The 22,584-nt window shown below is 59.9% G+C and carries 24 protein-coding genes; 14 read left to right on the top strand and 10 right to left on the bottom strand.

The window, feature by feature from the left end; translation table 11 throughout:
- The first annotated feature begins 72 nt into the window (after window positions 1-72).
- Window positions 73-1,032, top strand: coding sequence for a DJ-1/PfpI family protein (locus DSM107133_RS02495; protein WP_114292334.1), 960 nt, complete (start codon window positions 73-75; stop codon window positions 1,030-1,032).
- An 87-nt stretch (window positions 1,033-1,119) separates the two neighbouring features.
- Here DSM107133_RS02495 and DSM107133_RS02490 read toward each other — a convergent pair whose 3' ends face one another.
- Together DSM107133_RS02490 and DSM107133_RS02485 are read right to left on the bottom strand one after the other, a co-directional pair.
- Entirely contained in the window at window positions 1,120-1,470 is a 351-nt protein-coding gene (locus DSM107133_RS02490) for a VOC family protein (RefSeq protein ID WP_240310430.1), read from the bottom strand.
- Between the two features lie 61 nt (window positions 1,471-1,531).
- A complete protein-coding gene (locus tag DSM107133_RS02485; protein WP_114292332.1) occupies window positions 1,532-1,912 on the bottom strand; it encodes a VOC family protein in 381 nt (126 codons plus the stop codon).
- A 39-nt stretch (window positions 1,913-1,951) separates the two neighbouring features.
- On the opposite strand from DSM107133_RS02485, the gene DSM107133_RS02480 reads away from it, so the two are divergent.
- Window positions 1,952-2,494, top strand: a complete 543-nt coding sequence (locus tag DSM107133_RS02480; RefSeq protein WP_114292331.1) for a winged helix-turn-helix transcriptional regulator — start codon at window positions 1,952-1,954, stop codon at window positions 2,492-2,494.
- A gap of 400 nt (window positions 2,495-2,894) precedes the next feature.
- Here the strand turns inward: DSM107133_RS02480 and DSM107133_RS02475 are convergent, their stop codons facing one another.
- On the bottom strand, window positions 2,895-3,560 hold the full coding sequence (locus DSM107133_RS02475; protein WP_114292330.1) for a hypothetical protein: 666 nt from the start codon (window positions 3,558-3,560) through the stop codon (window positions 2,895-2,897).
- A gap of 74 nt (window positions 3,561-3,634) precedes the next feature.
- Here DSM107133_RS02475 and DSM107133_RS02470 point away from each other — a divergent pair, with 74 nt between their 5' ends.
- The 6 genes from DSM107133_RS02470 (at window position 3,635) to uvrB (ending at window position 8,339) form a co-directional block, all read left to right on the top strand.
- Window positions 3,635-3,859, top strand: a complete 225-nt coding sequence (locus tag DSM107133_RS02470) for a hypothetical protein (RefSeq protein WP_162791968.1) — start codon at window positions 3,635-3,637, stop codon at window positions 3,857-3,859.
- 10 nt (window positions 3,860-3,869) lie between these two features.
- Window positions 3,870-4,016 carry a hypothetical protein gene (locus DSM107133_RS02465; protein ID WP_162791967.1) on the top strand — a complete coding sequence of 49 codons (147 nt, stop codon included), beginning with the start codon at window positions 3,870-3,872 and terminating at the stop codon, window positions 4,014-4,016.
- Entirely contained in the window at window positions 4,013-4,480 is a 468-nt protein-coding gene (locus tag DSM107133_RS02460; protein WP_114292328.1) for a MarR family transcriptional regulator, read from the top strand. Before DSM107133_RS02465 ends, DSM107133_RS02460 begins: the two co-directional genes overlap by 4 nt.
- Window positions 4,470-4,694 carry a hypothetical protein gene (locus tag DSM107133_RS02455; RefSeq protein ID WP_114292327.1) on the top strand — a complete coding sequence of 75 codons (225 nt, stop codon included), beginning with the start codon at window positions 4,470-4,472 and terminating at the stop codon, window positions 4,692-4,694. The genes DSM107133_RS02460 and DSM107133_RS02455 overlap by 11 nt, the downstream gene beginning before the upstream one ends.
- A 4-nt stretch (window positions 4,695-4,698) precedes the next feature.
- Window positions 4,699-5,331, top strand: coding sequence for a class I SAM-dependent methyltransferase (locus DSM107133_RS02450; RefSeq protein ID WP_114292326.1), 633 nt, complete (start codon window positions 4,699-4,701; stop codon window positions 5,329-5,331).
- Window positions 5,332-6,137: 806 nt separating this feature from the next.
- Window positions 6,138-8,339 carry an excinuclease ABC subunit UvrB gene (uvrB, locus tag DSM107133_RS02445; RefSeq protein WP_114292325.1) on the top strand — a complete coding sequence of 734 codons (2,202 nt, stop codon included), beginning with the start codon at window positions 6,138-6,140 and terminating at the stop codon, window positions 8,337-8,339.
- Window positions 8,340-8,558: 219 nt separating this feature from the next.
- On the opposite strand, the gene DSM107133_RS02440 is transcribed toward uvrB, so the two are convergent.
- Both DSM107133_RS02440 and DSM107133_RS02435 read right to left on the bottom strand, forming a co-directional pair.
- Entirely contained in the window at window positions 8,559-9,503 is a 945-nt protein-coding gene (locus DSM107133_RS02440; RefSeq protein WP_114291353.1) for an IS110 family transposase, read from the bottom strand.
- 463 nt (window positions 9,504-9,966) lie between these two features.
- Window positions 9,967-10,518 carry a hemerythrin domain-containing protein gene (locus DSM107133_RS02435; RefSeq protein WP_114294402.1) on the bottom strand — a complete coding sequence of 184 codons (552 nt, stop codon included), beginning with the start codon at window positions 10,516-10,518 and terminating at the stop codon, window positions 9,967-9,969.
- Window positions 10,519-10,701: 183 nt separating this feature from the next.
- On the opposite strand from DSM107133_RS02435, the gene DSM107133_RS02430 reads away from it, so the two are divergent.
- Window positions 10,702-10,887, top strand: coding sequence for a PLD nuclease N-terminal domain-containing protein (locus DSM107133_RS02430; RefSeq protein WP_114294404.1), 186 nt, complete (start codon window positions 10,702-10,704; stop codon window positions 10,885-10,887).
- A gap of 79 nt (window positions 10,888-10,966) precedes the next feature.
- Window positions 10,967-11,635: a hypothetical protein gene (locus tag DSM107133_RS02425; protein ID WP_114294406.1), complete on the top strand. Its 669-nt coding sequence runs from the start codon at window positions 10,967-10,969 to the stop codon at window positions 11,633-11,635.
- A gap of 68 nt (window positions 11,636-11,703) precedes the next feature.
- Here the strand turns inward: DSM107133_RS02425 and DSM107133_RS02420 are convergent, their stop codons facing one another.
- The 3 genes from DSM107133_RS02420 to DSM107133_RS02410 all read right to left on the bottom strand — a co-directional run bounded on the left by DSM107133_RS02420 (window position 11,704) and on the right by DSM107133_RS02410 (window position 16,227).
- A complete protein-coding gene (locus DSM107133_RS02420; protein ID WP_114294408.1) occupies window positions 11,704-13,989 on the bottom strand; it encodes a glycosyl hydrolase family 28-related protein in 2,286 nt (761 codons plus the stop codon).
- Window positions 13,990-14,145: 156 nt separating this feature from the next.
- Window positions 14,146-14,547, bottom strand: a complete 402-nt coding sequence (locus DSM107133_RS02415; RefSeq protein ID WP_114294410.1) for a DUF4864 domain-containing protein — start codon at window positions 14,545-14,547, stop codon at window positions 14,146-14,148.
- A gap of 96 nt (window positions 14,548-14,643) precedes the next feature.
- The gene (locus DSM107133_RS02410; protein ID WP_114294411.1) at window positions 14,644-16,227 is read right to left on the bottom strand and encodes a lysine--tRNA ligase; all 1,584 of its coding nucleotides are present in this window, start codon (window positions 16,225-16,227) and stop codon (window positions 14,644-14,646) included.
- A gap of 141 nt (window positions 16,228-16,368) precedes the next feature.
- On the opposite strand from DSM107133_RS02410, the gene DSM107133_RS02405 reads away from it, so the two are divergent.
- Window positions 16,369-16,770 carry a tellurite resistance TerB family protein gene (locus tag DSM107133_RS02405; RefSeq protein WP_114294413.1) on the top strand — a complete coding sequence of 134 codons (402 nt, stop codon included), beginning with the start codon at window positions 16,369-16,371 and terminating at the stop codon, window positions 16,768-16,770.
- A 1-nt stretch (window position 16,771) separates the two neighbouring features.
- On the opposite strand, the gene dacB is transcribed toward DSM107133_RS02405, so the two are convergent.
- On the bottom strand, window positions 16,772-18,262 hold the full coding sequence (gene dacB / locus DSM107133_RS02400) for a D-alanyl-D-alanine carboxypeptidase/D-alanyl-D-alanine-endopeptidase (protein WP_114294415.1): 1,491 nt from the start codon (window positions 18,260-18,262) through the stop codon (window positions 16,772-16,774).
- A gap of 113 nt (window positions 18,263-18,375) precedes the next feature.
- Between dacB and DSM107133_RS02395 the strand changes: the two genes are divergently transcribed.
- Window positions 18,376-19,203 (top strand): DMT family transporter, encoded by an 828-nt coding sequence (locus DSM107133_RS02395; RefSeq protein WP_114294416.1) that lies wholly within the window; start codon window positions 18,376-18,378, stop codon window positions 19,201-19,203.
- On the opposite strand, the gene DSM107133_RS02390 is transcribed toward DSM107133_RS02395, so the two are convergent.
- Window positions 19,192-19,797 carry a nicotinate-nucleotide adenylyltransferase gene (locus tag DSM107133_RS02390; protein ID WP_114294418.1) on the bottom strand — a complete coding sequence of 202 codons (606 nt, stop codon included), beginning with the start codon at window positions 19,795-19,797 and terminating at the stop codon, window positions 19,192-19,194. The two genes, DSM107133_RS02395 and DSM107133_RS02390, sit on opposite strands and share 12 nt — an antisense overlap.
- A 139-nt stretch (window positions 19,798-19,936) precedes the next feature.
- Between DSM107133_RS02390 and DSM107133_RS02385 the strand changes: the two genes are divergently transcribed.
- Both DSM107133_RS02385 and ettA read left to right on the top strand, forming a co-directional pair.
- Window positions 19,937-20,761, top strand: a complete 825-nt coding sequence (locus DSM107133_RS02385) for a hypothetical protein (protein ID WP_114294419.1) — start codon at window positions 19,937-19,939, stop codon at window positions 20,759-20,761.
- 90 nt (window positions 20,762-20,851) lie between these two features.
- Entirely contained in the window at window positions 20,852-22,507 is a 1,656-nt protein-coding gene (ettA, locus tag DSM107133_RS02380; RefSeq protein WP_114294421.1) for an energy-dependent translational throttle protein EttA, read from the top strand.
- The last annotated feature ends 77 nt before the right edge of the window (window positions 22,508-22,584 follow it).

The raw sequence follows: 22,584 nt of genomic DNA, 5'->3' as shown, positions 1-22,584 counted from the left end.
CCAAGCAAATTGTTGACTTCCTATCTTTTAGTGGAGATGTAGATTGTCCTATATGTCAAATGAGCATCAAAAATGGACACATCCATAACATTTCGTAAAATCGACGTTTTGCTGTTTGACGGCGTGAACATGCTGGATATTTCTGGTCCGGTGCAGGCATTCAAAACGGCGCGGCTCAACGGGCGGCGAAAATACCGCATGAGATACGTCTCACCGGATGGGAACCCTGTGCAGACATGTTGCGGCATGACGCTGGTTGCGGATGGGGCGCTGGATGCGGCCTCGGAGGCCGATCTGTTGATCCCGGGTGGGCAAGGTGTGGATGACCTGGTTGAAAACCAGACGGTCAAGAAAGGGATCCAACAACGTGCAAGCCATGAGGGCGAAGCCCGCCTGATATCCGTCTGTTCAGGAGCGTTGGTTCTGGCATCGGCGGGCGTTCTGGATGGCCACGCGGCAACGACCCATTGGTCGCGATCCCAGGACACACAGAAATACGACAAGGTGCATTGGGACCTGGACCGCATCTGCGTTTCGAATGGAAGGATATTCACATCAGCCGGCGTCACGACCGGGATTGATCTGGCTCTCGACATTATTCGCCGCGATTGCGGCGCGGCGTTGGCGCTTGCGGTCGCGCGTGAACTTGTCGTTCAACTGCGTCGTACCGGCGGGCAAAGCCAATATGCCATTCACCTCGCCGGGCAATTCACCCGCGACGACAATCTGACGAAACTGATCGAACAGATCGTCACCCTGCCGCATCTCGATTGGACGCTGGAGTCCATGGCAGATACTGCCGGAATGAATGCGCGCACCTTATCGCGCCATTTCAAGCGAAGCTTAAACGAAACGCCAGCGCAGTTCGTTGAAAGGACAAGGGTAGATCATGCACGTGGCCTGTTGGCCGAAAATATGCCGTCGAAACAGGTCGCCGTTGACAGCGGGTTCGGAGACCTGCAGCGCATGCGTCGGGCGTTTCAGCGCAGGTTCGGCGTTGGTGTCAGCGAATACATCAGCGTTTTTGGATGAGGTTAATCCAAAACGCTTATGCGCGGGCGCTTCGCCGGGCTCGCCAAGACAGCTTTGCGAGCCCGGGATCGTGTCACCTATGGCAGATCATAGAACCCCAAGGGCGTTTCCATCAGGATCGGCAAACTCTGAAAACGTGACCACATTGGGAATCCGAATTGCCTCACCTGTCTCAATGCCAGCCTGGGCGCTTTCGCGTTGAGTTGCATCTATGTCATCGACAAGGAAACGAACAATCGCCCCGTCAGCCTGCTGATCATCCGCCTCAAAAATCTGAAACCAGACTCCGGGTGCGACTTTGAATTCCACAACACCGGGAAAGGGCCTTAGAATTTCGACATCGGTGCCCAGCAGATTGATATACCACGCTTCCGCGTCGGAGATCGACGATACCGGCACGCCGACGGTCACTTCCTGAAAAGGTTCGGCAGCGGCCATGCCAGTTGTTAGGGTCTGGACCCTAGGAGACATGCCGCGGAGGTCCCGGTCAACCAACGCATCATTCAGCACCCCCGGTAAGGTCTTCCGCGAGCATCAATGCGTTGCCATCCGGGTCATAGAACGTCGCAGTCTTGACCATGCCTTCGACCACATCGGTTTCGCCGTCAAATCTGACGTTGGCCTGTTCCAGCAACAGCCGTGCGGCATCCAGATCGGCGATCCCGAAAACGGGTACGCAATTTCCGGGAACCGGTTTGGTGTGCTCGCCCAGACCAATTGTCACTCCGACTGTATTTGTCTGAAGCTCCGACCACCCGGCGTCGTCTGCGTGGTAGATCGTCTCGAACCCCAGCATGCTTTCGTACCATGCCGCGCTTGCGTGCCGGTCTTTGACAGACAGCGCGAAGTTGATTGTGTTGTCCAATGAAATGAGCGACATGGTCTTCCCTTTTGATTCTAAGTATACTAACTATACTTTATGGACATCGCATTGTTTGTCAACATCACATCAAGGGCCTGGGCGTTGCCCATATTATCGAACCTGCACGAAGGCGTTGCCGGACGGCAGGCACCCTTGCTGGCCGCGACCGGAGCGAGCAGGACCGCTTTCTCGCAGAGCCTGGATCATCTGATTGCGATCGGGTTGTTGGAACGAAACCCCGGTCACGGGCACCCACTGCGCCCCGAGTTTCGACTGACGCCGCGCGGAAAGACCGCAGCTGCAATCGCCAACAAAATTCAGACTGTTTCGGGTGATGAAGATCAGGATCTGCTGCGCCGGTCATGGACATTGCCGGTGCTGACATCGCTTCACGCGCCAAGCCACTTCAACGAGATCAAGCGAAACCTTCAAACGATTACAGATCGTGCATTGTCGCAGTCGTTGAAATCAATGGAGGTCAGAAACTGGGTCTGCCGCAGCGTTGACGATGCCGCCCGCCCACCCAGATCAATATATCAAGCCGTGAACACCGGGGGCGAGATAAGTAGGATAACTGCGCCTGAAATCAGGTTTGGTTAGAGACATGTGCGGAAAAGCCAAAGCCTGCTAGCCCCCGGACGCGGCCCGCCACAAGTGCCACGCTGCCGCAAAATACCCGTTCCAGCCCCGTCAAGCCCGCGGGCATGACCGGGTCAGTCAAGCGCCTGCCCGTCTGCAAAGACCTGCCCCCCGAGGCTCCCTCCAGACCCAAACATCAGCACAGCGCTGAAAGTGAGAACATAGCATCGGTTCGAATGGCCGTTGTCCGAAGTCGTTGGGACCCTGTTTCTCTGCCGGTGCATTCGTCCGGACAGAGAATAGGAGAGCGGATGCCGCGTGGTGATCAAATGGCCGCTCTTGCGTGAATGCGACGGTGCCAGACAGGTTTGTGCATTTTCGGTGCCAAGCCAATTGACGACCTAGATAAGGGACGTTCACCTCAGCTTCGAACAATCGCTTCTGCATCACCGTCGATGATCTGGCATGATCCGGGTCCTCGATCGTGGTCGGCCATCTCCATGAAGGAAGCGGCCACTGATCCTGTGTATCCCAGCATGGGCACGCAAAGGGTGATCCAGATGGCCTTGCGGGCGTAGCGCCGCCCGACAATCACGAAGAGCGTTATCGCCAACCCGATTTCAAATATTGCGAACACCTGTCCGTAGTAGTTCGGATCCCAATAAGAAAACGGAGACCGAAAAACCCAGTCCGACAATGGCAACAGTTGGCTACGGGCGTCATCATGGTGCAGCATTAAATCAGTGGTGACATGGATAAGTGACGAAAGCGCGAAGGTCGCAACCAACGTGAAGAACAGCTTGCGTGAATGTGGTACGGCCAACCTCGCCATCAATGCGAGCGCCAATAGCCCCACATACAGGGGGATGGAGTTGAGAACCGTTTGCAGGGTCGTCCACGGTTCCTCCCAATAGCGGTAGTGAAACACCTCACAGCCCGTCGCACCGCCTATCCGTTCGATAATGAACATCGCCCAGACGTCCGTATCCGGAACCAAAGCACCCGTCAGCCCAGCCAGCGCAATCGCCCTGTTTCCAGGTCGGGCGAACAATGCCGCACCAACCAGAAGATGTGTCTGCGTGAACATAAGGACTCCCCTATTGACAATATGGTTGTCAAGTTACTATATGACAATATAGTTGTCAAACTGGAGACTCAGGAATGGAAACCCTGGACACCTTTCTAAAAGCTCAGATCGAACCCATCACCTACGCAGTGTTTTTTGGGCTATTGATTGTCTTTGGCTTGCTGGAAACGCGCGCTGAACGCAGCCATAAATCCCCTGCACGCGCTGGTCGCTGGCCTGCAAATGTCGGCCTGACGGTCCTTAACATTGTGGTTTTGGGATCACCTGTTCCGCACCCACCGGTCCAAGGATGCCAATGATCTGGCCGAAATGGAAATCGGGCTGCGAGAGGTCCAGGACAGGCGGGCAAACTCGCTGATCTGGCTTCTTGCGCTGCCTTTCACGCCGATCCGCATCAAACGGCTGAAGCGGGCCAACGAGAAAAATTCAGAAACAAAACAAAAGGAAGCCGCATGACCACCAAAGCCCAGTCCATGACGCAGCTGGTCCGTCAGGTCCGCACCTGTTTCAACCAGTTACGCAGCCTCGCCGAAAACCTCGCGGCCGATCTCGACGTGAACCCGTCGATGCGCGCCATCATGGAAAGCCTGTCGCAAAGGGGTCCATGCACCGTCCCCGATCTGGCACAGGAACGTGGCACCTCCCGCCAGCATGTCCAAAAGGTGATCAACGCCTTGCTGGATCAAGGTCATGTCCAAAGCCAGGACAACCCCGAGCACAAGCGCTCGGTCCTCTACTTACTGACCACACAAGGCGCGGAGACTTTTGCCGAGATCCGGCGGCGGGAAATGGCCCCGATGGGGAAACTGACGGACGCGCTGGATCAGACTGACATCACGGCGGCGGCTGAGGTGTTGGCGCGCCTGAATCTCGAACTCGAATGCATCATTAACAAAGGAGACCCAACTGATGGAACTTGAAAACAAAGGTCACGGGCACACCATCGTGATGTCATTGATCGCGATCATCCTTGGTGGAGTAGCGATCCTCTGGTCCTGGAACACTCTTGCGGTGGACCTGTTCGGCCTGCCGGAAATGACCTTCCGCCACGCGGTCGCTGCGGTTTTGCTGTTGGTCGCCGCCGGATCGCTGGCCGGCCTTCCAAGCTTGTTCAGTGGGTTCAAGGAACGCTGATAAAATGTCAGTCAAAACGGCAATCGTCCGGCAGTTCGGCAAGCCTTCAGGACTTGTCGGGAAATTGGCGGGTCATATCATGGCCCGCCGGTCCTCGAACCGAATCCGGAACCAAAAAACTGTGGAACTGATGAAGCTGCAGCCCGACAGCCGTGTTCTGGAAGTCGGGTGCGGGCCGGGGCTGGCTCTGAAAGGCTGCGTTGAACAGGTCAGCGATGGCAACGTCGTCGGATTGGACCACTCACCTGTGATGATCGCGCAAGCCCGGAACCGGGTCAGCAAGGCAGGTATGGCACCGAAGGTGTCACTGATGGTGGGCGGCATAGAAAAGCTAGACGGCTGGACACTGTTCTTTGACCGCATCTATTCCCTGAACGTCATCCAGTTCATTCCCGACAAAGCCGATTACTTTCGCGCAGTCCACAACGCGCTGGACAACAATGGGATGTGCTTCACGACCTATCAACCACGGATGGATAACGATGACCCGAATGGGGCAGCGGCGATGGCCGATGAGATTGCATCCTTGATGCAGGCCTCCGGATTTCGGAAAATTAAACGCGTCGAGATCGTTGCAGGGCCAACACCGGCAATCTGCGTATCCGGTGTCAAAGTGGCGGAAGTGCTGTCTACATGAGACCAAGCGCCTTGGCAGCATGCGGTGTCTGGCAGCTGGGCCGGACATTTGCGTGGCGTGAATTCACCGAAAAATTGCAAGTCTTCCGCCCTAGGATTAGCATCCTTTTTTGCATTCCCCCGTGATGACGAGGGGACCAGAAGCAGCCACTGGTGCAGACGCAACGAAGGCCCAGTTAGTCCGGCGATGTGTAAATTCGGCCTCTGAGCTATGCTGCGACCTGTATGAATGGCCGCATCGCCCGCTGCAAGGCGGCATCGAATTTTTCGCTCCCGCCGCAATTTTTGTGCTGCGAGCGCACGCAGCGAGAATCTCGAATTTTCAGGTTGGGCTCGCTGCCGACTTTCGCCGCATGGTGCATCGAAGTACGGTGAGCGGGACGAAGCGGACGTCCACCAAAGCCCGGAATCAAGGTGCGTAGCACCGCCGGGCAGCGCCCGACCGCCCCATGGGCGGGCGCTTTCTCACCGTATCGCGTTTCTTCATCCCCACGCCAAAGCATAGAAATTAAGGGGCATCCACCCATGTGGTGATGCCCACCCGCGGTCAGGCACTGCCCTGCGTGGGTAGATCATTCAGGGCTCACTGCCGACTTTCGCCGCATCCTGCACGAATGTCCGGTTTGCGACTTTGGGGCCGTTGATGACGCAACGATCAAAGTCATCTGACGTTCAACAGGGGCCAGTCCTCGCTTTATGCCTCCTTCGGGCGTGCGCCGGTACTGACAATTTCTGACAGCATCGCCGCCTGCCCCCCTTGCGTCCGGCGTCAAACGGGCCAAGTTGGGAACAGAAAGCGAGACTGCCATGCCCTACGCCCATTCCGACCAATCCGCGCCGGTGCTGTCGAACCCTGCGCCCGACGTCAAAAGCCGTGAAAAGCTGGAAGGCGGCAAGCGGTTTGTGCTGAAAACCGAATTCGAAGCCGCAGGCGACCAGCCCACGGCGATCAAAGAGCTGACGGCGGGTGTGCTGGACGGTGACCGCAACCAGGTGCTGTTAGGGGCCACCGGCACCGGCAAGACGTTCACCATGGCCCGCGTGATCGAGGAAACCCAGCGCCCGGCGATTATCCTTGCCCCGAACAAGACGCTGGCGGCGCAGCTATATGGCGAGTTCAAGGGGTTTTTCCCGGACAACGCGGTGGAATATTTCGTCAGCTTCTACGACTATTACCAGCCCGAAGCCTATGTGGCGCGGTCCGACACCTATATCGAGAAAGAAAGCCAGATCAACGAACAGATCGACCGTATGCGCCACTCGGCCACGCGGGCGCTGCTGGAACGCGATGACGTGATTATCGTGGCCTCGGTGTCGTGTATCTACGGCATCGGCTCGGTCGAGACCTATGGCGCGATGACGCAGGATTTGAAGGTCGGGCAGATGTACGACCAGCGTCAGGTGATCGCCGATCTGGTGGCCCAGCAATACAAACGCAACGATCAGGCGTTTTTCCGCGGCACATTCCGCGTGCGCGGCGATGCGCTGGAGATCTTCCCCGCCCACCTTGACGACCGCGCATGGCGGCTGTCCTTCTTTGGCGAAGAGCTGGAAAGCATTACCGAATTCGACCCGCTGACCGGCGAAAAGACCGACAAGATGGACCAGATCCGGGTCTATGCCAACAGCCACTATGTGACCCCGAAACCGGCGATGTCGCAGGCGATTATCGGCATCAAGAAAGAGCTGCGCACACGGCTGGATCAACTGGTGGGCGACGGCAAACTGCTGGAAGCGCAGCGGCTGGAACAGCGCACCAACTTTGATCTGGAAATGCTGGAAGCCACCGGCGTGTGCAACGGGATCGAGAACTATTCGCGTTATCTGACGGGCCGCGCACCGGGCGAGCCGCCCCCCACCCTGTTCGAATTCATCCCCGACAATGCCATCGTCTTTGCCGACGAAAGCCACGTCAGCGTGCCGCAGATCGGCGGCATGTACAAAGGCGACTATCGCCGCAAGTTCACATTGGCCGAACACGGGTTCCGCCTGCCGTCGTGCATGGACAACCGCCCGCTGAAGTTCGAGGAATGGGACGCCATGCGCCCGCAATCGGTGTTCGTCAGCGCCACCCCCGCGGACTGGGAGATCGAGCAGTCCGGCGGTGTGTTCACCGAACAGGTGATCCGCCCCACCGGCCTTGTCGATCCGATGATCGAGATCCGCCCCGTGGACATGCAGGTTGACGATCTGCTGGACGAGGTGCGCAAGGTGGCTGCCGCCGGGATGCGCACGTTGTGCACCACGCTGACCAAGCGCATGGCCGAAGACCTGACCGAATACATGCACGAACAGGGCATTCGCGTGCGATACATGCACAGCGACATCGACACCATCGAGCGCATCGAAATCCTGCGTGATTTGCGGCTGGGCGCCTTTGACGTGCTGATCGGGATCAACCTGCTGCGCGAAGGTCTGGATATCCCCGAATGCGGGCTGGTGGCCATTCTGGACGCGGACAAAGAGGGCTTCTTGCGCTCGGAAACCTCGCTGATCCAGACCATCGGCCGCGCGGCGCGCAACGCCGACGGGCGCGTGATCATGTACGCCGACCGCATCACCGGCAGCATGGAACGCGCCATGGGCGAAACCGAACGCCGCCGCAACAAGCAGCTGGCCTATAACGCGGAACACGGGATCACGCCGCTGACGGTCAAGAAGAACGTCGAGGATATTCTGGCCGGTCTGTACAAGGGCGACACGGATCAGTCCCGCGTCACCGCCAAGATCGACAAGTCGCTAGCGGGCGGCAATCTTCAGGCGGTTCTGGAAGGGCTGCGCTCCGATATGCGCAAGGCTGCCGAAAATCTGGAGTTCGAAGAGGCCGCACGGCTGCGCGACGAGGTCAAGCGGCTGGAAGCGGTCGATCTGGCCGTCGCCGACGACCCGATGGCGCGGCAATATGCGGTGGAAAAGGCCGTGGACGATGCACACAAGGCATCAGGGCGCAGCACCGGCGGGCGCGGCGGCATGCGCGGTGGCAAATCGCGGTACGGGGGCAAGCGGTAGGGGCTGTCAGAGGCCAGGCAAAACCGGCGTTTGCGTCCCGTCGCTGACTCAAAGCTGGTGTAGCTGTTTCCCCATGCCACCCGACGGTCAGATCGACGCAGGCCATGCGAACGGGGAGGATGAGCCTGAGCTAAACCGTCATTCATGGAAAATGCAGCGAAGTCAGGAACGAATCTTTTCCGCTTGTCCTTTTTGCGCGGAATCAAGTATCCGTCTTGGTCAAGGGTGTTTTGGTGTCCATTCTCTGTTTTCGCTTATGAGAGTGTTTGCGAGGATCAGGAGTTTTCGCATGAGGACGGCGAGCGCGACCTTGTGGGGTTTTCCGGCGGCTCTGAGGGCATCGTATTTCTGGCTCAGATCGGGGTTTCGCTTCATGGCGACGAGGGCGGGCATGAACAGGCTCTCGCGCAGGAGCCTGCGCCCGCCCTGGATGTGGGCCTTTCCGCTCCACTGACCGGACTGACACGTGATCGGCGCGAGACCTGCGAGCGCCGCGATCTGCTTTGACCCCAGAGTGCCGATCTCGGGGCATTCGCTGAGCAGCGCCCGTGCGGTGATGGCACCGATCCCGGGGATCGAGGTGAGAATGCCGATTGCCCTGGCGCGTTCCGGGCAATCGCGGTTTCGCCGTTCGATTTCGGCGTTAAGCCTGTCGATCTGGTGGTTGACCTGACGCAGGCGTGCCCGGGTCAGGCGGCGGGTCACGTCGAGCTGTTGCGTGCCAAGGCGGTTCATCAGCGCGGTACGATCCCGCACCAGCCCGGTGCGGGCGACATGCAACTCCTTGATTTCACGCTGTTTGGGGTCGGTTGGCTGGTCCGGAACCAGCTCCAGCGCGCGCCCCATGAGCGCGAGCATGCGGGCATCGACCGCGTCGGTCTTAGCGCGTGTGCCGTGGGCCTGCGCGAAGCGGCGGGCCTGCAGCGGGTTCACCTTGACGAGCGGCAGGCGGCCTGAGAAATGGCTCTCGAGGCGTCGGTGGTAGGGGCCGGTGGGCTCGAAGACCACGCGCTCCGGCGTTGTCTGCCCCAACCAGCGCTCGAAGGCGCGCAGGCCTGTCGCGGTATTGTCGAACCGGGCGTGGGTTGCGGTGCTGAGCCGGTGCGCGTCAAGATGCGCTTTCGAGATGTCGATGCCGATGGTATCGTTGATCATCTTCGTCATGTCCTTTGCTTGTCGTGCAGAGCCTGTGAGCTGCTGCGTATCCGTTCAGGCCTCATGCGAAGACGACGGGCGATCTCACTTGATTACGGTCCTCGAAGACCTGGCCGCAGACGATCCACCCGTCGCCGGTGCCTGCGATCCAAAAGGTGGCTGGCACCGGCTCCACCTTCGCAGAAGAGCCACGGAAAGTCTGAGACAAGGCCGCAGGCCGCCGCGCATCATGCCTCAGGCATGTCTTCGACATGACGGGCCGTCCGCCGGCACGGCGATTTGGCTTCTGTAGTGCCTGACAGGTAGCTCGAATGTGCTAGGCTGCCATAAAGTGCCCAGCACTACGGTCGGATCGCCGCACCACGGCCCGACGCTGCGCGGCTTTGCGAAGGTCGGCTGCGTCCAGCACACCGGACCATCGCACACTTTGCGTCGAAGGACCGGTTCAGGTCAAAAATGCACGACCTTCGCCCTACCCCTGAAACCCCGTCTCCAGCACCACCGGCACGACGATGTCTTCCTCGTCGGTCAGGTGCCGTTCCAGCAGCGTGCCAAAGCCGGTCAGCGTGTCGCGGAACGTGCCGATCTCTCCGCCTTGCAGCACCGCGTTGGCACCGTTTGCCATGCCGTGCAGCAGCCCGTCCATCGCCTGATGGTCGCTTTCCAGCAGATCGAAGGCCTTTTCAATCCGGCGATCCAGCGTGATCAGCTGCGGAAAGTAATGGGCGTCTTCAATGTGGTGGTGCCCGTGCAATTCGTTCAGCAATGCCCCCGCATAGTGTGACAGGCGCGGGGCGTAATCGTTGAACCCGATCTTGCGGTCCATCAGGTTTTCGGCGTCCTTGTTCAACAGCGTCACCAACTGGCGGAACATCATGTGCCGCTGCATCCAGAACTGGATCATCTGGTTGAAGTTCTCGTGCTTTTCCCACTGCCCGCGCGGATAGGCATCGGCCAGCACGCGCAAGCTGTCGGGAAGGCTGTCGCGCTGATCCAGCGCCAAAGGGTCGATCCGGTGTTTCATGGGCGTGATCTAACACGGCGTCAAGGCACGCTCAACGTGCGCCACTGCACTGGCGCCCTGCGTCCACGCAAGACAGATGGCCGCCCCGCTGCTGCGATTAGGGTCTGGACCCCAAGGGAACCATCTGGACGGTTCGGCGGTTGGGTCACCAGAAATCACACCGCTCATCGAAAGGACTATATCATGGGTTATTCATTCGTCGGCTTGCTGGTTCTGATCGCCGATATCTATGCGATTTACCAAACGCTCACCTCCTCGGCATCCACCGGTTCCAAGGTCATCTGGACCATTGTCATCCTGCTGTTGCCGGTGCTTGGCTTTATCGCCTGGCTGATTGCCGGGCCGCGCGGGCGTGCGGCGCAGATCTAGGATCTTAACCGGAACGCGCCCCTCGTAACCTGTTGTTAACCACGTCGCGCCACTCTGATGGTCCAGTAAGAGGACCGTTATGCGTCTGTGGATCGCCATCTGTTTTTGCGCCAGTCTTGCCGCTGCGCCCGCAGGGGCGGGGGCATGGCTGCGTGACAAGGGGCGCGGATTCACGGCCACCTCCTCCATGCTGACAGACCAGATGGAAACCAAAAGCAGTTTCTATTTCGAATACGGGCTGACAGCGCAAACCACCGTCGGGCTGAACCTGGATATGACCATGTCCGGGCTCGGGCAGTCTGGCACCGCTTTCGTATTTGCCCGCCGTGCCCTGCCATTCGGAGGCAAACAGTCGCTTTGGGCCTATGAACTGGCAATGGGCGCAAGGTTCGACGGGGCCAGCCCCCGGCCCTTGGCCGGTCTGGGCCTAAGCTATGGCCGCCCGTTCAAGCTGGGCGCATACGACGGATGGCTGGGGGTCGAAACAGCCCTGCGATGGGATTTTGCCACCACCCGGCGCACGTTAAAGATCGACACCGTTGCGGGCCTGACGTTCAGCGAACGCAGCAAGACAATGGTGCAGGTGTTCTGGAGCGCGGACAGTCTGGGCTATACCTCCACAACTTTTTCACCCTCTTACATCTACACCCCGAAACGCGGCAAATTCAGCTATCTGGTCGGGGTCGAGGCCGCCCGAAGCCACACAACCCGCTATGGCATCAAGCTGGGCCTGTGGCGTGAATTCTGACCGCGCACGTCACAAGGCCCGCACCGGAGGGGGCGCGGGCCTTGTACCTGGATGCGCGATCGGGACTTTTAGTTGTCCATGCGCACAGCCAGATTCACCGTTCCTTTCATCGGCTGGTCCCAGCCCAGATGCACCTGATCCCGGTTCGGACCCTGTTCGGGATCGGTATAGGGCATGTCGAACCGGGTCACGTTGTTGTCGTTGCGCAGCCGACCATGTGCGGCGATGCTGACAACCTGCTTGGCCCACCCTTCAAAGGGCAGTTCGCCATTGGTGTCGATCACCCATGTCTGCGCTGTGTTTGCCTCGCCGTGACGCAGGCGCAGGGGATTGGACACCGGCGTGGTGACATTGTGGAACGAGTTGCCGTGAAATTCGAGATCCTTGAACCGGCTGCGATCCAGATCTGCGAACGAGGTATCGACACGTTCGACCCTGTCGATATTGCCACTGATCGAGCGGAATTTGTTGGCCGTGATTGAAACCCCCGACAGAAAATGCCCCGCTCCATGGGGTTTGACGACGATATAGCTGAACCAGGGAGCCACATTGCCCGACAGGAACGTGTTGCCGGTAATCGACAGCGCACTGAACGAGAATTCGGAACTGAACTCCGGTGCCGGATCGTGCTCGTTGGTCCATTCTATAAAGCAGTTGTCGATATAGTTGGCCGAAATCACCGCCGAGCTGTGCGGTTTCGCCATCACGATGCCGGCGCTGCGGATGCCGCCGTTGACACCGTCACCCTGAAAGAAATGGTTCCCGATAATCACCGAAGACCCGCCGCCGATCACCGCCCAATGACGGAACTTGGTGGCGCGGTTGTTGCGGATTTTCACGTCGTTCGCATTGGTGTTGAACCCGATGGACACGCGGTCGGCCACATCGGCGCCGTCCTCTGAAGACAGGAACTGGCAACGGTCGATGATCATGCCCTGACAACCGCTGGCATGCGAGGTGATGCCGCGATCCTTGGGGCGCGAAATGAAACAATCCTGAACCGTAAAGATCAGCCCTGATTCCGGCAGCAGAATGCCCGAGCAAACGTTGTTGCACTGGAATTCGATCCCATCCAGACCGAATTTGGCAAGGCTGGAGAAGCCGCTGAAATCCAGCAGGTATTTGAACCGCCGGAAGGTAAAGTTTTGCGTGCCGTCCGCATCATACAACGGGTTCGACAGGGTGATGCTTTGCTGGGCCACGTTCTTGGCACGCACATACACCTCGCGGCCCACGCCATTGCCCTCGACCAGACTGCCAACCTGGATGTTGGCAACGTTGACCACATTGTCCAGACGGGTGGCATTGGCAGGGTTATACGTTGCCTGCGAGGTGGTGGTTTCGGTCGCCCACGGCGCGGTGCCAGAGGCTTCAAACTGACCATTGCGGATGATCCGGCGGGTGGCATAGCTGGTCTTGCTGGGCACGGTCGCAATCATGTCGATCGGCGCCGTCACCGCCACCTTGCGCCCGCCCATGTCCAGCGATTCATGATCGGCGTTGTTCAGCAACGCCTGAAAGGCCTTCTTGAACGCTTCCTCTTCGTCCTCGAAGGCGTCGATATAGGCGGGCAGGTGAAAATCACGGCGCAGCAACAGGACCGCCTCGACCGGCATGCTGACCGACCCTTCGAATTTCACATGGGTGTCAAAGGTCACATCGCTGTTCAGCCGGTAGACACCTGCCGGCACCAGAACCTCACGCCCGTTGGCGGCGGCATTGGCCGCATCAAAGGCGGCGCTGTCGTCGGTCGTCCCATCGCCAATCGCGCCATAATCGCGCACGTCCACCTGCGCCAGCATGTCACGCAGAAAGACCGCCGTAATATCCTCGATCACGATGTCATCAATGCGCACCACGCCACCGTTCGGCCCCGTCAGGTCCAGCCCGAAGTGGCCATAGATCGCTTGCGTGCCCCAGACCATATCGACGCCGGTGCGCGCGCCGGTGCCGATGATCGCGCTCACCTCGACAACCTCGCCGTAGGTGGTCAGCGCGACGCTGTCGCCGGTCTGGTCCACCCCCGGTACATTGCCCCCGCCTGCCGCCGCCGCATAGCCCGCCACCCGCACCGAGGGCAGGTTGCCACTGACCGCCTTGACCCGCACGGTAACGCGCAGATAGCACCCCGGCAGCATCGGGGTTTCGCCCATATAGCGCAGCTTGGTCGTCGAGGTGTTTTTCTGAATCTCAAGACAGCCGGCAAAATCCTGATCGGCCGGAACAAAAGCCGCATTGCCTGCACCGGCATATGTGTCGGACCCCGGCGTGCCGTCGCCGCTGGAATATACATCCAGACCGTTTGCAAACGGCGGCGGCATAAACAGCACGCCATCGGTAATTGCCTTATTCATAAATATCACCCTTTCCCGCAGCGCGTCACATGGCCCGAATGACCCTATGCAAACGCCGGTGTTGACCTGACAGGGGCGATGCCACCCGTTCCGGCAGCAGGATGTATCAACACAGGATTAACAGTGCCTCACAGCACCGTCACGGTGGGGGCTGGCTCAGACGGCAACCGCGCTGCTGTCCAGCAGGGTCACACCGTTGATTTTCCAGCCGTCTTCGGTTTGCAGCATCCGGTAATCCAGAACATGCACCCCGCCCTTTTGATCGGTGATCAAGACCTTTTGAAACACCGTTCCATCCTCGGTGCGCTGGTCCAGATATTCAATCTGCGCGGGGCGCCACACCATCGGATAGCCTTGGGTGACCATCTGGCGGAAATTATCCGGCGTCCGGAACATGCTTTGCAGCGACGGGCTGGCGAACCCGAACGCCTGATCAAAGTCATCGGCCTGAAAGGCTTCGATCTGGCGGCTGATCGTGTCTTTGATCCCCGCGTCTTGTGCCGCTGCCGGCAGGGATAAGGTCAGGGCAATCAGGGCAGACAGAATAAATCTCAACATGGCTTACCTCATTATGAACACCCGAGGTAAGGTAGCGCAGATTTTTCAAACGGCAAAATGCGGACAGGATCGACCCCGCCCGCATTTCTGCAATGCTCAGCCTTTGACCAATGCGCCCGCCAGGGCCTGATCAATCAACGTCACGGTTTCTTCGACACCATACAGCGCGATGAACCCGCCAAACCGCGGCCCCTGACTTGCGCCCAGCAACACCTCGTACAGCGCCGTGAACCACGCGCGCAGCGGGTCGAACCGGTCACGGCCTACCGCATAAACGATGGATTGCAGCGCCTCGTCGTCCAGCGCGCCATCATAGGCCTTCAACTCGTCCCGCAACGCCTCCAGCGCCTCGCGCTCAAGGTCGGTGGGCAGGCGGAAGGTGCGCTTGGGTTTCACGAAGTCGTTGAAATAGCGCACGGCAAAGCCTGCGGCCTGATCCATATCCGGGTTGCTTTGCGGCGTCGCATCAGGCGCGTACCGCTGGATAAAGCCCCACAGCTGGTCCTTGTCCTCGGCCTGCGACACCGACGCCAGATTCAACAGCATCGAGAACGGCACCAGCATCTTGGACTCGGGCACGTCCCCGCCGTGGATGTGCCACACGGGGTTGTTCAGCCGCGCCTTGTCGTCCTGATCCACATAGGCCCGCAATTGCTGGTGGTATTCATCCACCGCCTTGGGGATCACGTCGAAATGCATCCGCTTGGCCGTCTTCGGCTTTTGGTACATGAAATACGACAGACTTTCGGCGCTGGCATAGGTCAGCCATGCGTCGATGCTGACACCGTTGCCGGAAGATTTGGAAATCTTCTGACCGTTCTCGTCCAGAAACAGCTCGTAAGTGAAATGCTCGGGCGCTTTCCACCCCAGAATGCGGCAGATGCTGTCATAGATTGGCGTGTTGGTGCTGTGATCCTTGCCATACATCTCGAAATCAACTTCAAGAGCGGCCCAGCGCGCACCAAAATCAGGCTTCCACTGCAACTTCACATTGCCGCCGGTCAGCGGCAGGGTCATTTCGGTGCCGGTTTCAGGATCGTCAAAAGTAATCGTGCCCTCGGCGGCGTTCACATTCTTCATCGGCACATACAGAACCCGCCCCGTTTCCGGGTGGATCGGCAGGAAGATCGAATAGGTCTGCTGACGCTCTTCGCGCAGGCTTTTCAGCATCACCGCCATGATCTCGTCGTACTTCTCGGCGGCGCGCAACAGCACCTCGTCGAACTTGCCCGAGGCATAGAATTCCGTGGCCGAGATGAACTCGTATTCAAACCCGAAGGTGTCCAGAAACCGGCGCAGCATCGCGTTGTTGTGGTGGCCAAAGCTTTCGAATTTCTCGAAGGGGTCCGGCACCGATGTCAGCGGCTTTTGCAGATGTTCCTGCAATGCATCAGGGTTCGGCACGTTGCCCGGCACCTTGCGCATCCCGTCCAGATCGTCCGAAAAACAGATCAGCCGCGTCGGGATGTCGCTGATTTCCTGAAAGGCACGGCGGATCATCGTGGTCCGCGCCACCTCGCCAAAGGTGCCGATATGCGGCAGGCCGCTGGGACCATAGCCGGTTTCAAACAGCACATATCCCTTTTCGGGCGGCGCCTTTTCATAGCGTTTGAGGATGCGGCGCGCTTCTTCGAAAGGCCACGCTTTGCTGGTCATGCCAGCTTCCGTCATTTTCGCCATGTCATATATCCTTAACATCGGTCGCGCATAACCGCGCAATCCCGCCGCTACCTATTGTGCAAAGGCAAGCGCGTCAATATTCTGCACCTGCAACACGCAGACCAAAGGACGGTGCCCGTGCCCCAAGACACCCAGCATTCAATGACCGAACAGGACGCGCTGGTCGCCGTGATGATCGCCGTTTCCGCATCGGATTCGAAAATGGATACCGCCGAACTGATCAAGATCAACTCGGCCATCAACAACCTGCCCGTCTTTGCCGACTATGACGTTGACCGTCTGTCGACCGTCAGTCAGGTCGTGTTGGACCTGTTCGACGAAGAGGACGGGCTGGACGCGCTCTTTGGTCTGGTACGCGAGGCATTGCCCGAGCGTCTGTTCGAAACCTCCTACGCTCTGGCCTGCGATGTTGCGGCCTCGAACGGACACCTCAGCGATGGCGAACTGCGCCTGCTCGAGGAAATCCGCTACGAGCTGAACCTCGACCGCCTGCATGCAGCAGCCATCGAACGCGGTGCACGGGCGCGGCACATGACGTTATAAATCAGCTTCCGTACAGCGCACCCCAGCGTTCGATCAGATCCTGCTGCATGTTCTTGGCACGCCCGTTGTACCACCTTGCCCCTTCGGGCCGCTCGCGCTGCGCCTTTGTCAGCTTGGCGCGGCGCGGCTCATCTGCGGCATAGATCGAAAACGCCATGACCGTTCCGTCATGCGCCGTCATATAGCCCGCCAACCCCGAGACAAAATTCAACGTGCCCGTCTTGGCATGCACCGAAATCGGCCCCGATTTTATTGGCCGCCCCTTGGCATCGCGCAGCGGAATTTCTTTTAACAGCGGGCGCAATTCATTGTTGGCGTAAACTTTGACCAAGGCCCCGACCATGCCGTCAGCCGTTACCCGGCTGTCCTCGCTCAGGCCCGAATGGTCCACCAATGCGATGCCTTGAACGCCCAGAACCTGCTGCGCCCAGTCGTTCATCGCCGCAGCCGAGTCCCTTAGCGTCACCGGCGTGACGCCGCGCTTGACGGTGGCCGCCAGCCCGACCATCTCGGCGGTCAGGTTGGTGGAATATTTCAACATGTCCTTCAACAGCACGCGCAAATCATCGCTGAACAGCCGTGCCACAACCTGCCCCGACGGACGCATGCCAGTCACCTTGGCGGCAGGCACCACGATGCCTTGCGACCGCAACATGGTGCGAAACACATCGCCTGCGTAAAGCCCCGGCTTGCGCACCGGCAGCCAACGCGCGCCCCCAGAGCCCAGCGCGGCCTTGGCCACGGTCCAGTCGTCGCGCCCCTTGCTTTCCGCATAGGTATAGACCGGGGCCGACCGGTCTGCGATGCGCATCTGCGCGACGGCCACAGCGGGGCGGTATTTATCAGACCGCGCATCCATCGTCACGGCGTATTTTCCGCCGCTGCGCTTCCACTCGAAATGCACCCGGTTGTAATTCAGCGCGATGCCCGAAACAGCAGGGCTGTACCCGACATGGGCCGGTTGATCGGGATCAATCGTGGAGACATTCACAAGCCCTCCGTCATAGATCACCAGATCGCCGCGCACCTCGCGGATGCCCGCCGCCTTGACGTTGGCCGCCAGCGTCGCCAGCCCGTTTGTGTCCAGACTGGGATCGCCGCCCCCCAGCAGCACCAGATCGCCCGCAACAACACCATCCGACACGGTGCCCGTCGCAACAACCTGCGTTTCAAACCGGTGATCACCCCCCAGCACGTCCAGCGCATAAAGCGCGGTGATCGCTTTGGCCGTGCTCGCCGGCGGCGTGCCGGTTTGCGGGTTCATCGCCTCCAGCCGCAGGCCGGTCTTGGCATCGGCCACCGCAAAACACACCTGCCCGCCCAGTTTGGCGTCGGCCACAATGACCTCGGGCTGGGCAACTGCCTTTTTGGCAAAGCCCTTGCCCCGCAGGCGCGGGCGCAGCGAACCGTCGGGCGCATCGGCAACCGCCCCTGTGGCAAGGGTTGCCGCGCTCGCGGACAAAAAGAAACGTCTGGAAATCAGATAGGACATGGGCCGCAGAATAGCCTTGGCGCAAAGCGATGGACAAGCCGCAATCAAAGCGTTTCCAATCACAGAAACGTGGTGCATTCCCAATGCCCCGCCCGCGTGTTAGCAGCCGGCCCATGCAACGCGCTGCCCTGATCATGTTTGTCGCCATGTCGTTGATCCCATTGGGAGACAGCGCAGGAAAACTGCTGACCTCCGTCCATGGCGCATCGCCCTTGTGGGTCGCATCCTCGCGGTTTTTTCTGGCCGCAGCGATGATCGCACCCTTTGTGCCACGCAGTGCCTTTGCGCTGCTGGGCAACTGGCGCATCTGGCTGCGGGCCCTGGTGCTGGCGGGTGGTATCACCTGCATCCAGATGGCGCTGCGCACCGAGGACGTGGCCGATGTCTTTGCCGCCTTCTTCATTGGCCCGCTGATCAGCTTTGCCCTGGGTGCGCTGGTGCTGCGCGAGCGGGTCACGGGGCTGCGGGTCGCGCTGATTGCGCTGGGGTTTGCGGGCGTCGTGATCGTGGTGCGCCCCGGTTTCGGCGGCGGTGCGGGGCTGCTTTGGGCGGTTGCGGCGGGCACCTGCTATGGCGTGTTTCTGACCGCATCGCGCTGGTTGGCCGGCCTTGGTGCTCCGGTGGCACTGGCCTTTACCCAATTTGCGATTGCTGCACTGGCGTTGCTGCCCTTCGGTCTGGCAAATTTGCCGCCCGCAAGCGTCACCGTGGCGGGCCTGACAGTGCTCAGCGCGGCGGGGTCGCTTTTGGGCAACCTGCTTCTGCTTTATGCCAACCGCATTGCCCCCGCCACGCAACTGGCGCCGCTGGTCTATTTCCAACTGCTGGCCGCTGTTGGTCTGGGCTGGGCAATATTCGGCGCCCTGCCCGATGTGCTGACATGGCTGGGGCTGGCGCTTATTGTCGGCGCAGGCGTGACGTCAGCCCGCCTACGAAGATGACCAGCCGCCCGCCGCGCGGATCGCGCTGGAGGACTGCGCCACCATGGGCACATTGACGAAACACCATGCAGGCGCATCCGCCCGCCCCAGCAGATGCGAATGCCGTCCCGCAATCCGGTAAGGCGCAAACAACCGCGCCGCCGGACTCATCCGTGCCGAAATCCGGTCACCCGGACGGGCCAGCACCCCAACCGGAACATTTGCCATGATCCACTGCCAGTCCTGCCACAGATGGAACTGCGCCAGATTGTCCGCCCCCATCAGCCAGACAAAACGCACCCCCCGATAGCGGGCCTGCAACGCCTTGAGCGTTTGTGCCGTATAGCGCGTGCCCAGCTGCGCCTCGATGTCGGTTACGCGCACTCGCGGGTGCTGCATGACCCGCCGCGCCTGCGCCATGCGCTTGTCCAGCGGGGCCGGCCCCTGGGTCTTGAGCGGATTGCCCGGGCTGACCAGCCACCACACGCAATCCAGATCAAACCGCTTCAGCGCCTCGCGGGTGATATGCGCATGTCCTGCGTGGGCCGGATCGAATGATCCGCCCAACAATCCGATGGTCTGGCCCGGTCTGGCAAAGGGGTGTGCGCTGTTCATCATTGCTTGTTGCCCGACTGTGCGGGGTCAATCAACCACCAGATACACAGCCCCCCGCGCAGCACGGCGCAAAAACCATTAACGCTTGGCGCGGCTTTGGCTTTACCCTTCGTCCATTGACCCGACCCAAGGACGTTTCATGGCCCCGATAGATTTCCTGCAATCGCTTCTCAAGATCAATCGTGCCGGTGCAATCCTGATCATGACCGGGCTGGGCGTGGTCGCCGCCGGTGCGGTGGCTGTCAGCTGGATGGGGGGCGGACAGAACGTCATAACGCTGGCGATCTATATTCTCGGGTTTGGTCTGATTGCGACAGTGCTGACCTTTGTCGTGTCCAATCCGCTGACCAAAGCCGTTCTGGGCTGGATGTTCGTGGTGGTCTTTGGGCTGATCCTGTTCTGTGCTTTTGACAGCGTCCTGCAAATGACAGGACGCACACCGTCACCGCCGTGTTGGCGCACCATTCTTGAGGAACCCCCGACAGTCTGCAAGGCGCGCTTTGAAAGCGGGCAACACGGCAACAGCTTTTCCGTATCCTCCAATGCGCCCGATCCATCCCACACCCCTGCCCTGCCGACCCCTCAGGATACCGACACCACTGGCGCAACTGTCCCGGACGAGCCTGTCATTGTTGGCGGGCCAGCATCGGCACCGCCATTGGTTCATCTGCAATTCACCCCGCCCGTAACCCGCACCACATCGCGCGCAATCGCCGCTGATCTGGCCGAAAACGGCTGGGACATCGCAGGGGGCGCACAGGGCGGCGAAGAGGTGGCACGCGGCCCTTCCATGACACAGATCCGGTACTACAGCCCCGATTATGCAGAAAATGCCCGCTGGCTGGCCCGCGATCTGTCGGCGCGGCTGGACGGGGCGGATGTGCTGGTAAACGACTTTTCGCAGGCCGGCTTGATAGCGCGCCCCAACCTGCTGGAAATCTGGCTGGCCCCGCAGACCGACTAGATTGCGCGCCCATACATCAAACCTGTTTGCCAAGTCGCGCGCCGCAGCCTAAGACACCAGACAATTCCACGCATCGGCAAGGAGGGTCCCATGGCGGCCTATCAGTACGTTTACCACATGTCCGGGGTCTCCAAGACCTATCCGGGCGGCAAGAAGACATTTGAAAACATCCACCTGAACTTCCTTCCCGGCGTCAAGATCGGCGTTGTCGGGGTCAACGGCGCGGGTAAATCCACCCTGCTGAAGATCATGGCCGGCATGGACAAGGATTTCACCGGCGAGGCCTGGGCCGCCGAAGGCGCGCGCGTGGGTTACCTGCCGCAGGAACCCAAGCTGGACGAAAGCCTGAGCGTGCGTGAAAACGTCATGCTGGGTGTGGCCGGCAAAAAGGCCAAGCTGGACCGCTACAACGAACTGGCGATGAACTACTCGGACGAGACCGCCGACGAAATGGCGGCGCTGCAAGACCAGATCGACGCCGAGAACCTGTGGGATCTGGACAGCCAGATCGACGTGTCGATGGAAGCGCTGCGGTGCCCCGCCGATGATGCGCGCATTCAGGACCTGTCCGGCGGTGAAGCCCGCCGCGTGGCCCTGTGCAAGCTGTTGCTGGAAGCGCCCGACATGCTGCTGCTGGACGAACCGACCAACCACCTGGATGCGGAAACCATCGCCTGGCTGCAACAGCACCTGATCAACTACAAGGGCACGATCCTGATCGTCACCCACGACCGGTACTTTCTGGACGACATCACCAGCTGGATCCTGGAACTGGACCGTGGCCGCGGCGTCCCCTACGAGGGCAACTATTCCGCATGGCTGGAACAGAAAGCCAAACGGCTTGAGCAGGAATCGCGTGAAGACAAATCCAAGCAAAAGACGCTGGAACGCGAATTGCAGTGGATGCGGCAGGGCGCCAAGGCGCGTCAGGCCAAGTCCAAGGCACGGATCAACTCCTACAACGACCTGCTGGAAACCTCCGAGCGCGAAAAACTGGCCTATGCCCAGATCGTCATCCCCAACGGCCCCCGTCTGGGCAACAAGGTGATCGAGGTCAGCGGCCTGAAAAAGCACATGGGTGACAAGCAGCTGATCGACGGGCTGGACTTCTCCCTGCCCCCCGGCGGCATCGTCGGCGTGATCGGCCCCAACGGCGCGGGTAAATCCACCCTGTTCAAGATGCTGACAGGTCAGGAAAAGCCCGACGAAGGCACCATCGAATTCGGCGACACGGTCGAGCTGTCCTATGTCGACCAGTCGCGCGACGACCTGAACGCCGACGACAACGTCTGGCAGGCGATCTCGGGCGGGGCGGAACTGATCTCGCTCGGCAACGCCGAAGTGAACAGCCGTGCCTATTGCTCGTCGTTCAACTTCAAGGGCGGCGACCAGCAGAAAAAAGTCGGCCTGCTCTCGGGCGGTGAACGCAACCGCGTCCACATGGCGCGCCTGCTGAAAGAGGGCGGCAACGTGCTGCTGCTCGACGAACCGACCAACGACCTGGACGTCGAAACCCTGCGCGCGCTCGAAGATGCGCTGGTGGATTTCGGCGGCTGCGCCGCGGTCATCTCGCACGACCGTTTCTTCCTTGACCGGATCTGCACACACATCCTGGCCTTCGAAGGCGAGGCACACGTGGAATGGTTCGAGGGCAACTTCGAAGACTACGAAGAAGACAAGAAACGCCGCCTCGGTGCCGACGCGCTGGAACCCAAGCGCCTGAAGCACAAGAAGTTTTCCCGTTAATTTTTGCCTGTGGCAAAACTCAACGGGTGCAACGCTTATGTAGGGCCTTTTTTGTTTGCGTTTGGGTCCCGGGAAGG

Source organism: Pseudosulfitobacter sp. DSM 107133, from assembly GCF_022788695.1.
In the GTDB taxonomy this organism is placed as follows: domain Bacteria; phylum Pseudomonadota; class Alphaproteobacteria; order Rhodobacterales; family Rhodobacteraceae; genus Pseudosulfitobacter.
This window is presented reverse-complemented; position numbering and strand designations above follow the sequence as displayed.

Excerpts from the sequence above, each read along its gene's own strand:
- DSM107133_RS02450 (WP_114292326.1), top strand. The coding sequence starts at position 4,699 with ATGTCAGTCAAAACGGCAATCGTCCGGCAGTTCGGCAAGCCTTCAGGA.
- DSM107133_RS02430 (WP_114294404.1), top strand. The coding sequence starts at position 10,702 with ATGGGTTATTCATTCGTCGGCTTGCTGGTTCTGATCGCCGATATCTAT.
- DSM107133_RS02470 (WP_162791968.1), top strand. The coding sequence starts at position 3,635 with ATGGAAACCCTGGACACCTTTCTAAAAGCTCAGATCGAACCCATCACC.
- DSM107133_RS02455 (WP_114292327.1), top strand. The coding sequence starts at position 4,470 with ATGGAACTTGAAAACAAAGGTCACGGGCACACCATCGTGATGTCATTG.
- DSM107133_RS02405 (WP_114294413.1), top strand. The coding sequence starts at position 16,369 with ATGACCGAACAGGACGCGCTGGTCGCCGTGATGATCGCCGTTTCCGCA.
- dacB (WP_114294415.1), bottom strand. The coding sequence starts at position 18,262 with ATGTCCTATCTGATTTCCAGACGTTTCTTTTTGTCCGCGAGCGCGGCA.
- DSM107133_RS02415 (WP_114294410.1), bottom strand. The coding sequence starts at position 14,547 with ATGTTGAGATTTATTCTGTCTGCCCTGATTGCCCTGACCTTATCCCTG.
- DSM107133_RS02420 (WP_114294408.1), bottom strand. The coding sequence starts at position 13,989 with ATGAATAAGGCAATTACCGATGGCGTGCTGTTTATGCCGCCGCCGTTT.
- uvrB (WP_114292325.1), top strand. The coding sequence starts at position 6,138 with ATGCCCTACGCCCATTCCGACCAATCCGCGCCGGTGCTGTCGAACCCT.
- DSM107133_RS02465 (WP_162791967.1), top strand. The coding sequence starts at position 3,870 with ATGGAAATCGGGCTGCGAGAGGTCCAGGACAGGCGGGCAAACTCGCTG.
- DSM107133_RS02435 (WP_114294402.1), bottom strand. The coding sequence starts at position 10,518 with ATGAAACACCGGATCGACCCTTTGGCGCTGGATCAGCGCGACAGCCTT.
- DSM107133_RS02460 (WP_114292328.1), top strand. The coding sequence starts at position 4,013 with ATGACCACCAAAGCCCAGTCCATGACGCAGCTGGTCCGTCAGGTCCGC.
- DSM107133_RS02440 (WP_114291353.1), bottom strand. The coding sequence starts at position 9,503 with ATGACGAAGATGATCAACGATACCATCGGCATCGACATCTCGAAAGCG.
- DSM107133_RS02410 (WP_114294411.1), bottom strand. The coding sequence starts at position 16,227 with ATGGCGAAAATGACGGAAGCTGGCATGACCAGCAAAGCGTGGCCTTTC.
- DSM107133_RS02385 (WP_114294419.1), top strand. The coding sequence starts at position 19,937 with ATGGCCCCGATAGATTTCCTGCAATCGCTTCTCAAGATCAATCGTGCC.
- DSM107133_RS02495 (WP_114292334.1), top strand. The coding sequence starts at position 73 with ATGGACACATCCATAACATTTCGTAAAATCGACGTTTTGCTGTTTGAC.
- DSM107133_RS02485 (WP_114292332.1), bottom strand. The coding sequence starts at position 1,912 with ATGTCGCTCATTTCATTGGACAACACAATCAACTTCGCGCTGTCTGTC.
- DSM107133_RS02425 (WP_114294406.1), top strand. The coding sequence starts at position 10,967 with ATGCGTCTGTGGATCGCCATCTGTTTTTGCGCCAGTCTTGCCGCTGCG.
- DSM107133_RS02395 (WP_114294416.1), top strand. The coding sequence starts at position 18,376 with ATGCAACGCGCTGCCCTGATCATGTTTGTCGCCATGTCGTTGATCCCA.
- DSM107133_RS02490 (WP_240310430.1), bottom strand. The coding sequence starts at position 1,470 with ATGGCCGCTGCCGAACCTTTTCAGGAAGTGACCGTCGGCGTGCCGGTA.
- DSM107133_RS02475 (WP_114292330.1), bottom strand. The coding sequence starts at position 3,560 with ATGTTCACGCAGACACATCTTCTGGTTGGTGCGGCATTGTTCGCCCGA.
- DSM107133_RS02480 (WP_114292331.1), top strand. The coding sequence starts at position 1,952 with ATGGACATCGCATTGTTTGTCAACATCACATCAAGGGCCTGGGCGTTG.
- ettA (WP_114294421.1), top strand. The coding sequence starts at position 20,852 with ATGGCGGCCTATCAGTACGTTTACCACATGTCCGGGGTCTCCAAGACC.
- DSM107133_RS02390 (WP_114294418.1), bottom strand. The coding sequence starts at position 19,797 with ATGAACAGCGCACACCCCTTTGCCAGACCGGGCCAGACCATCGGATTG.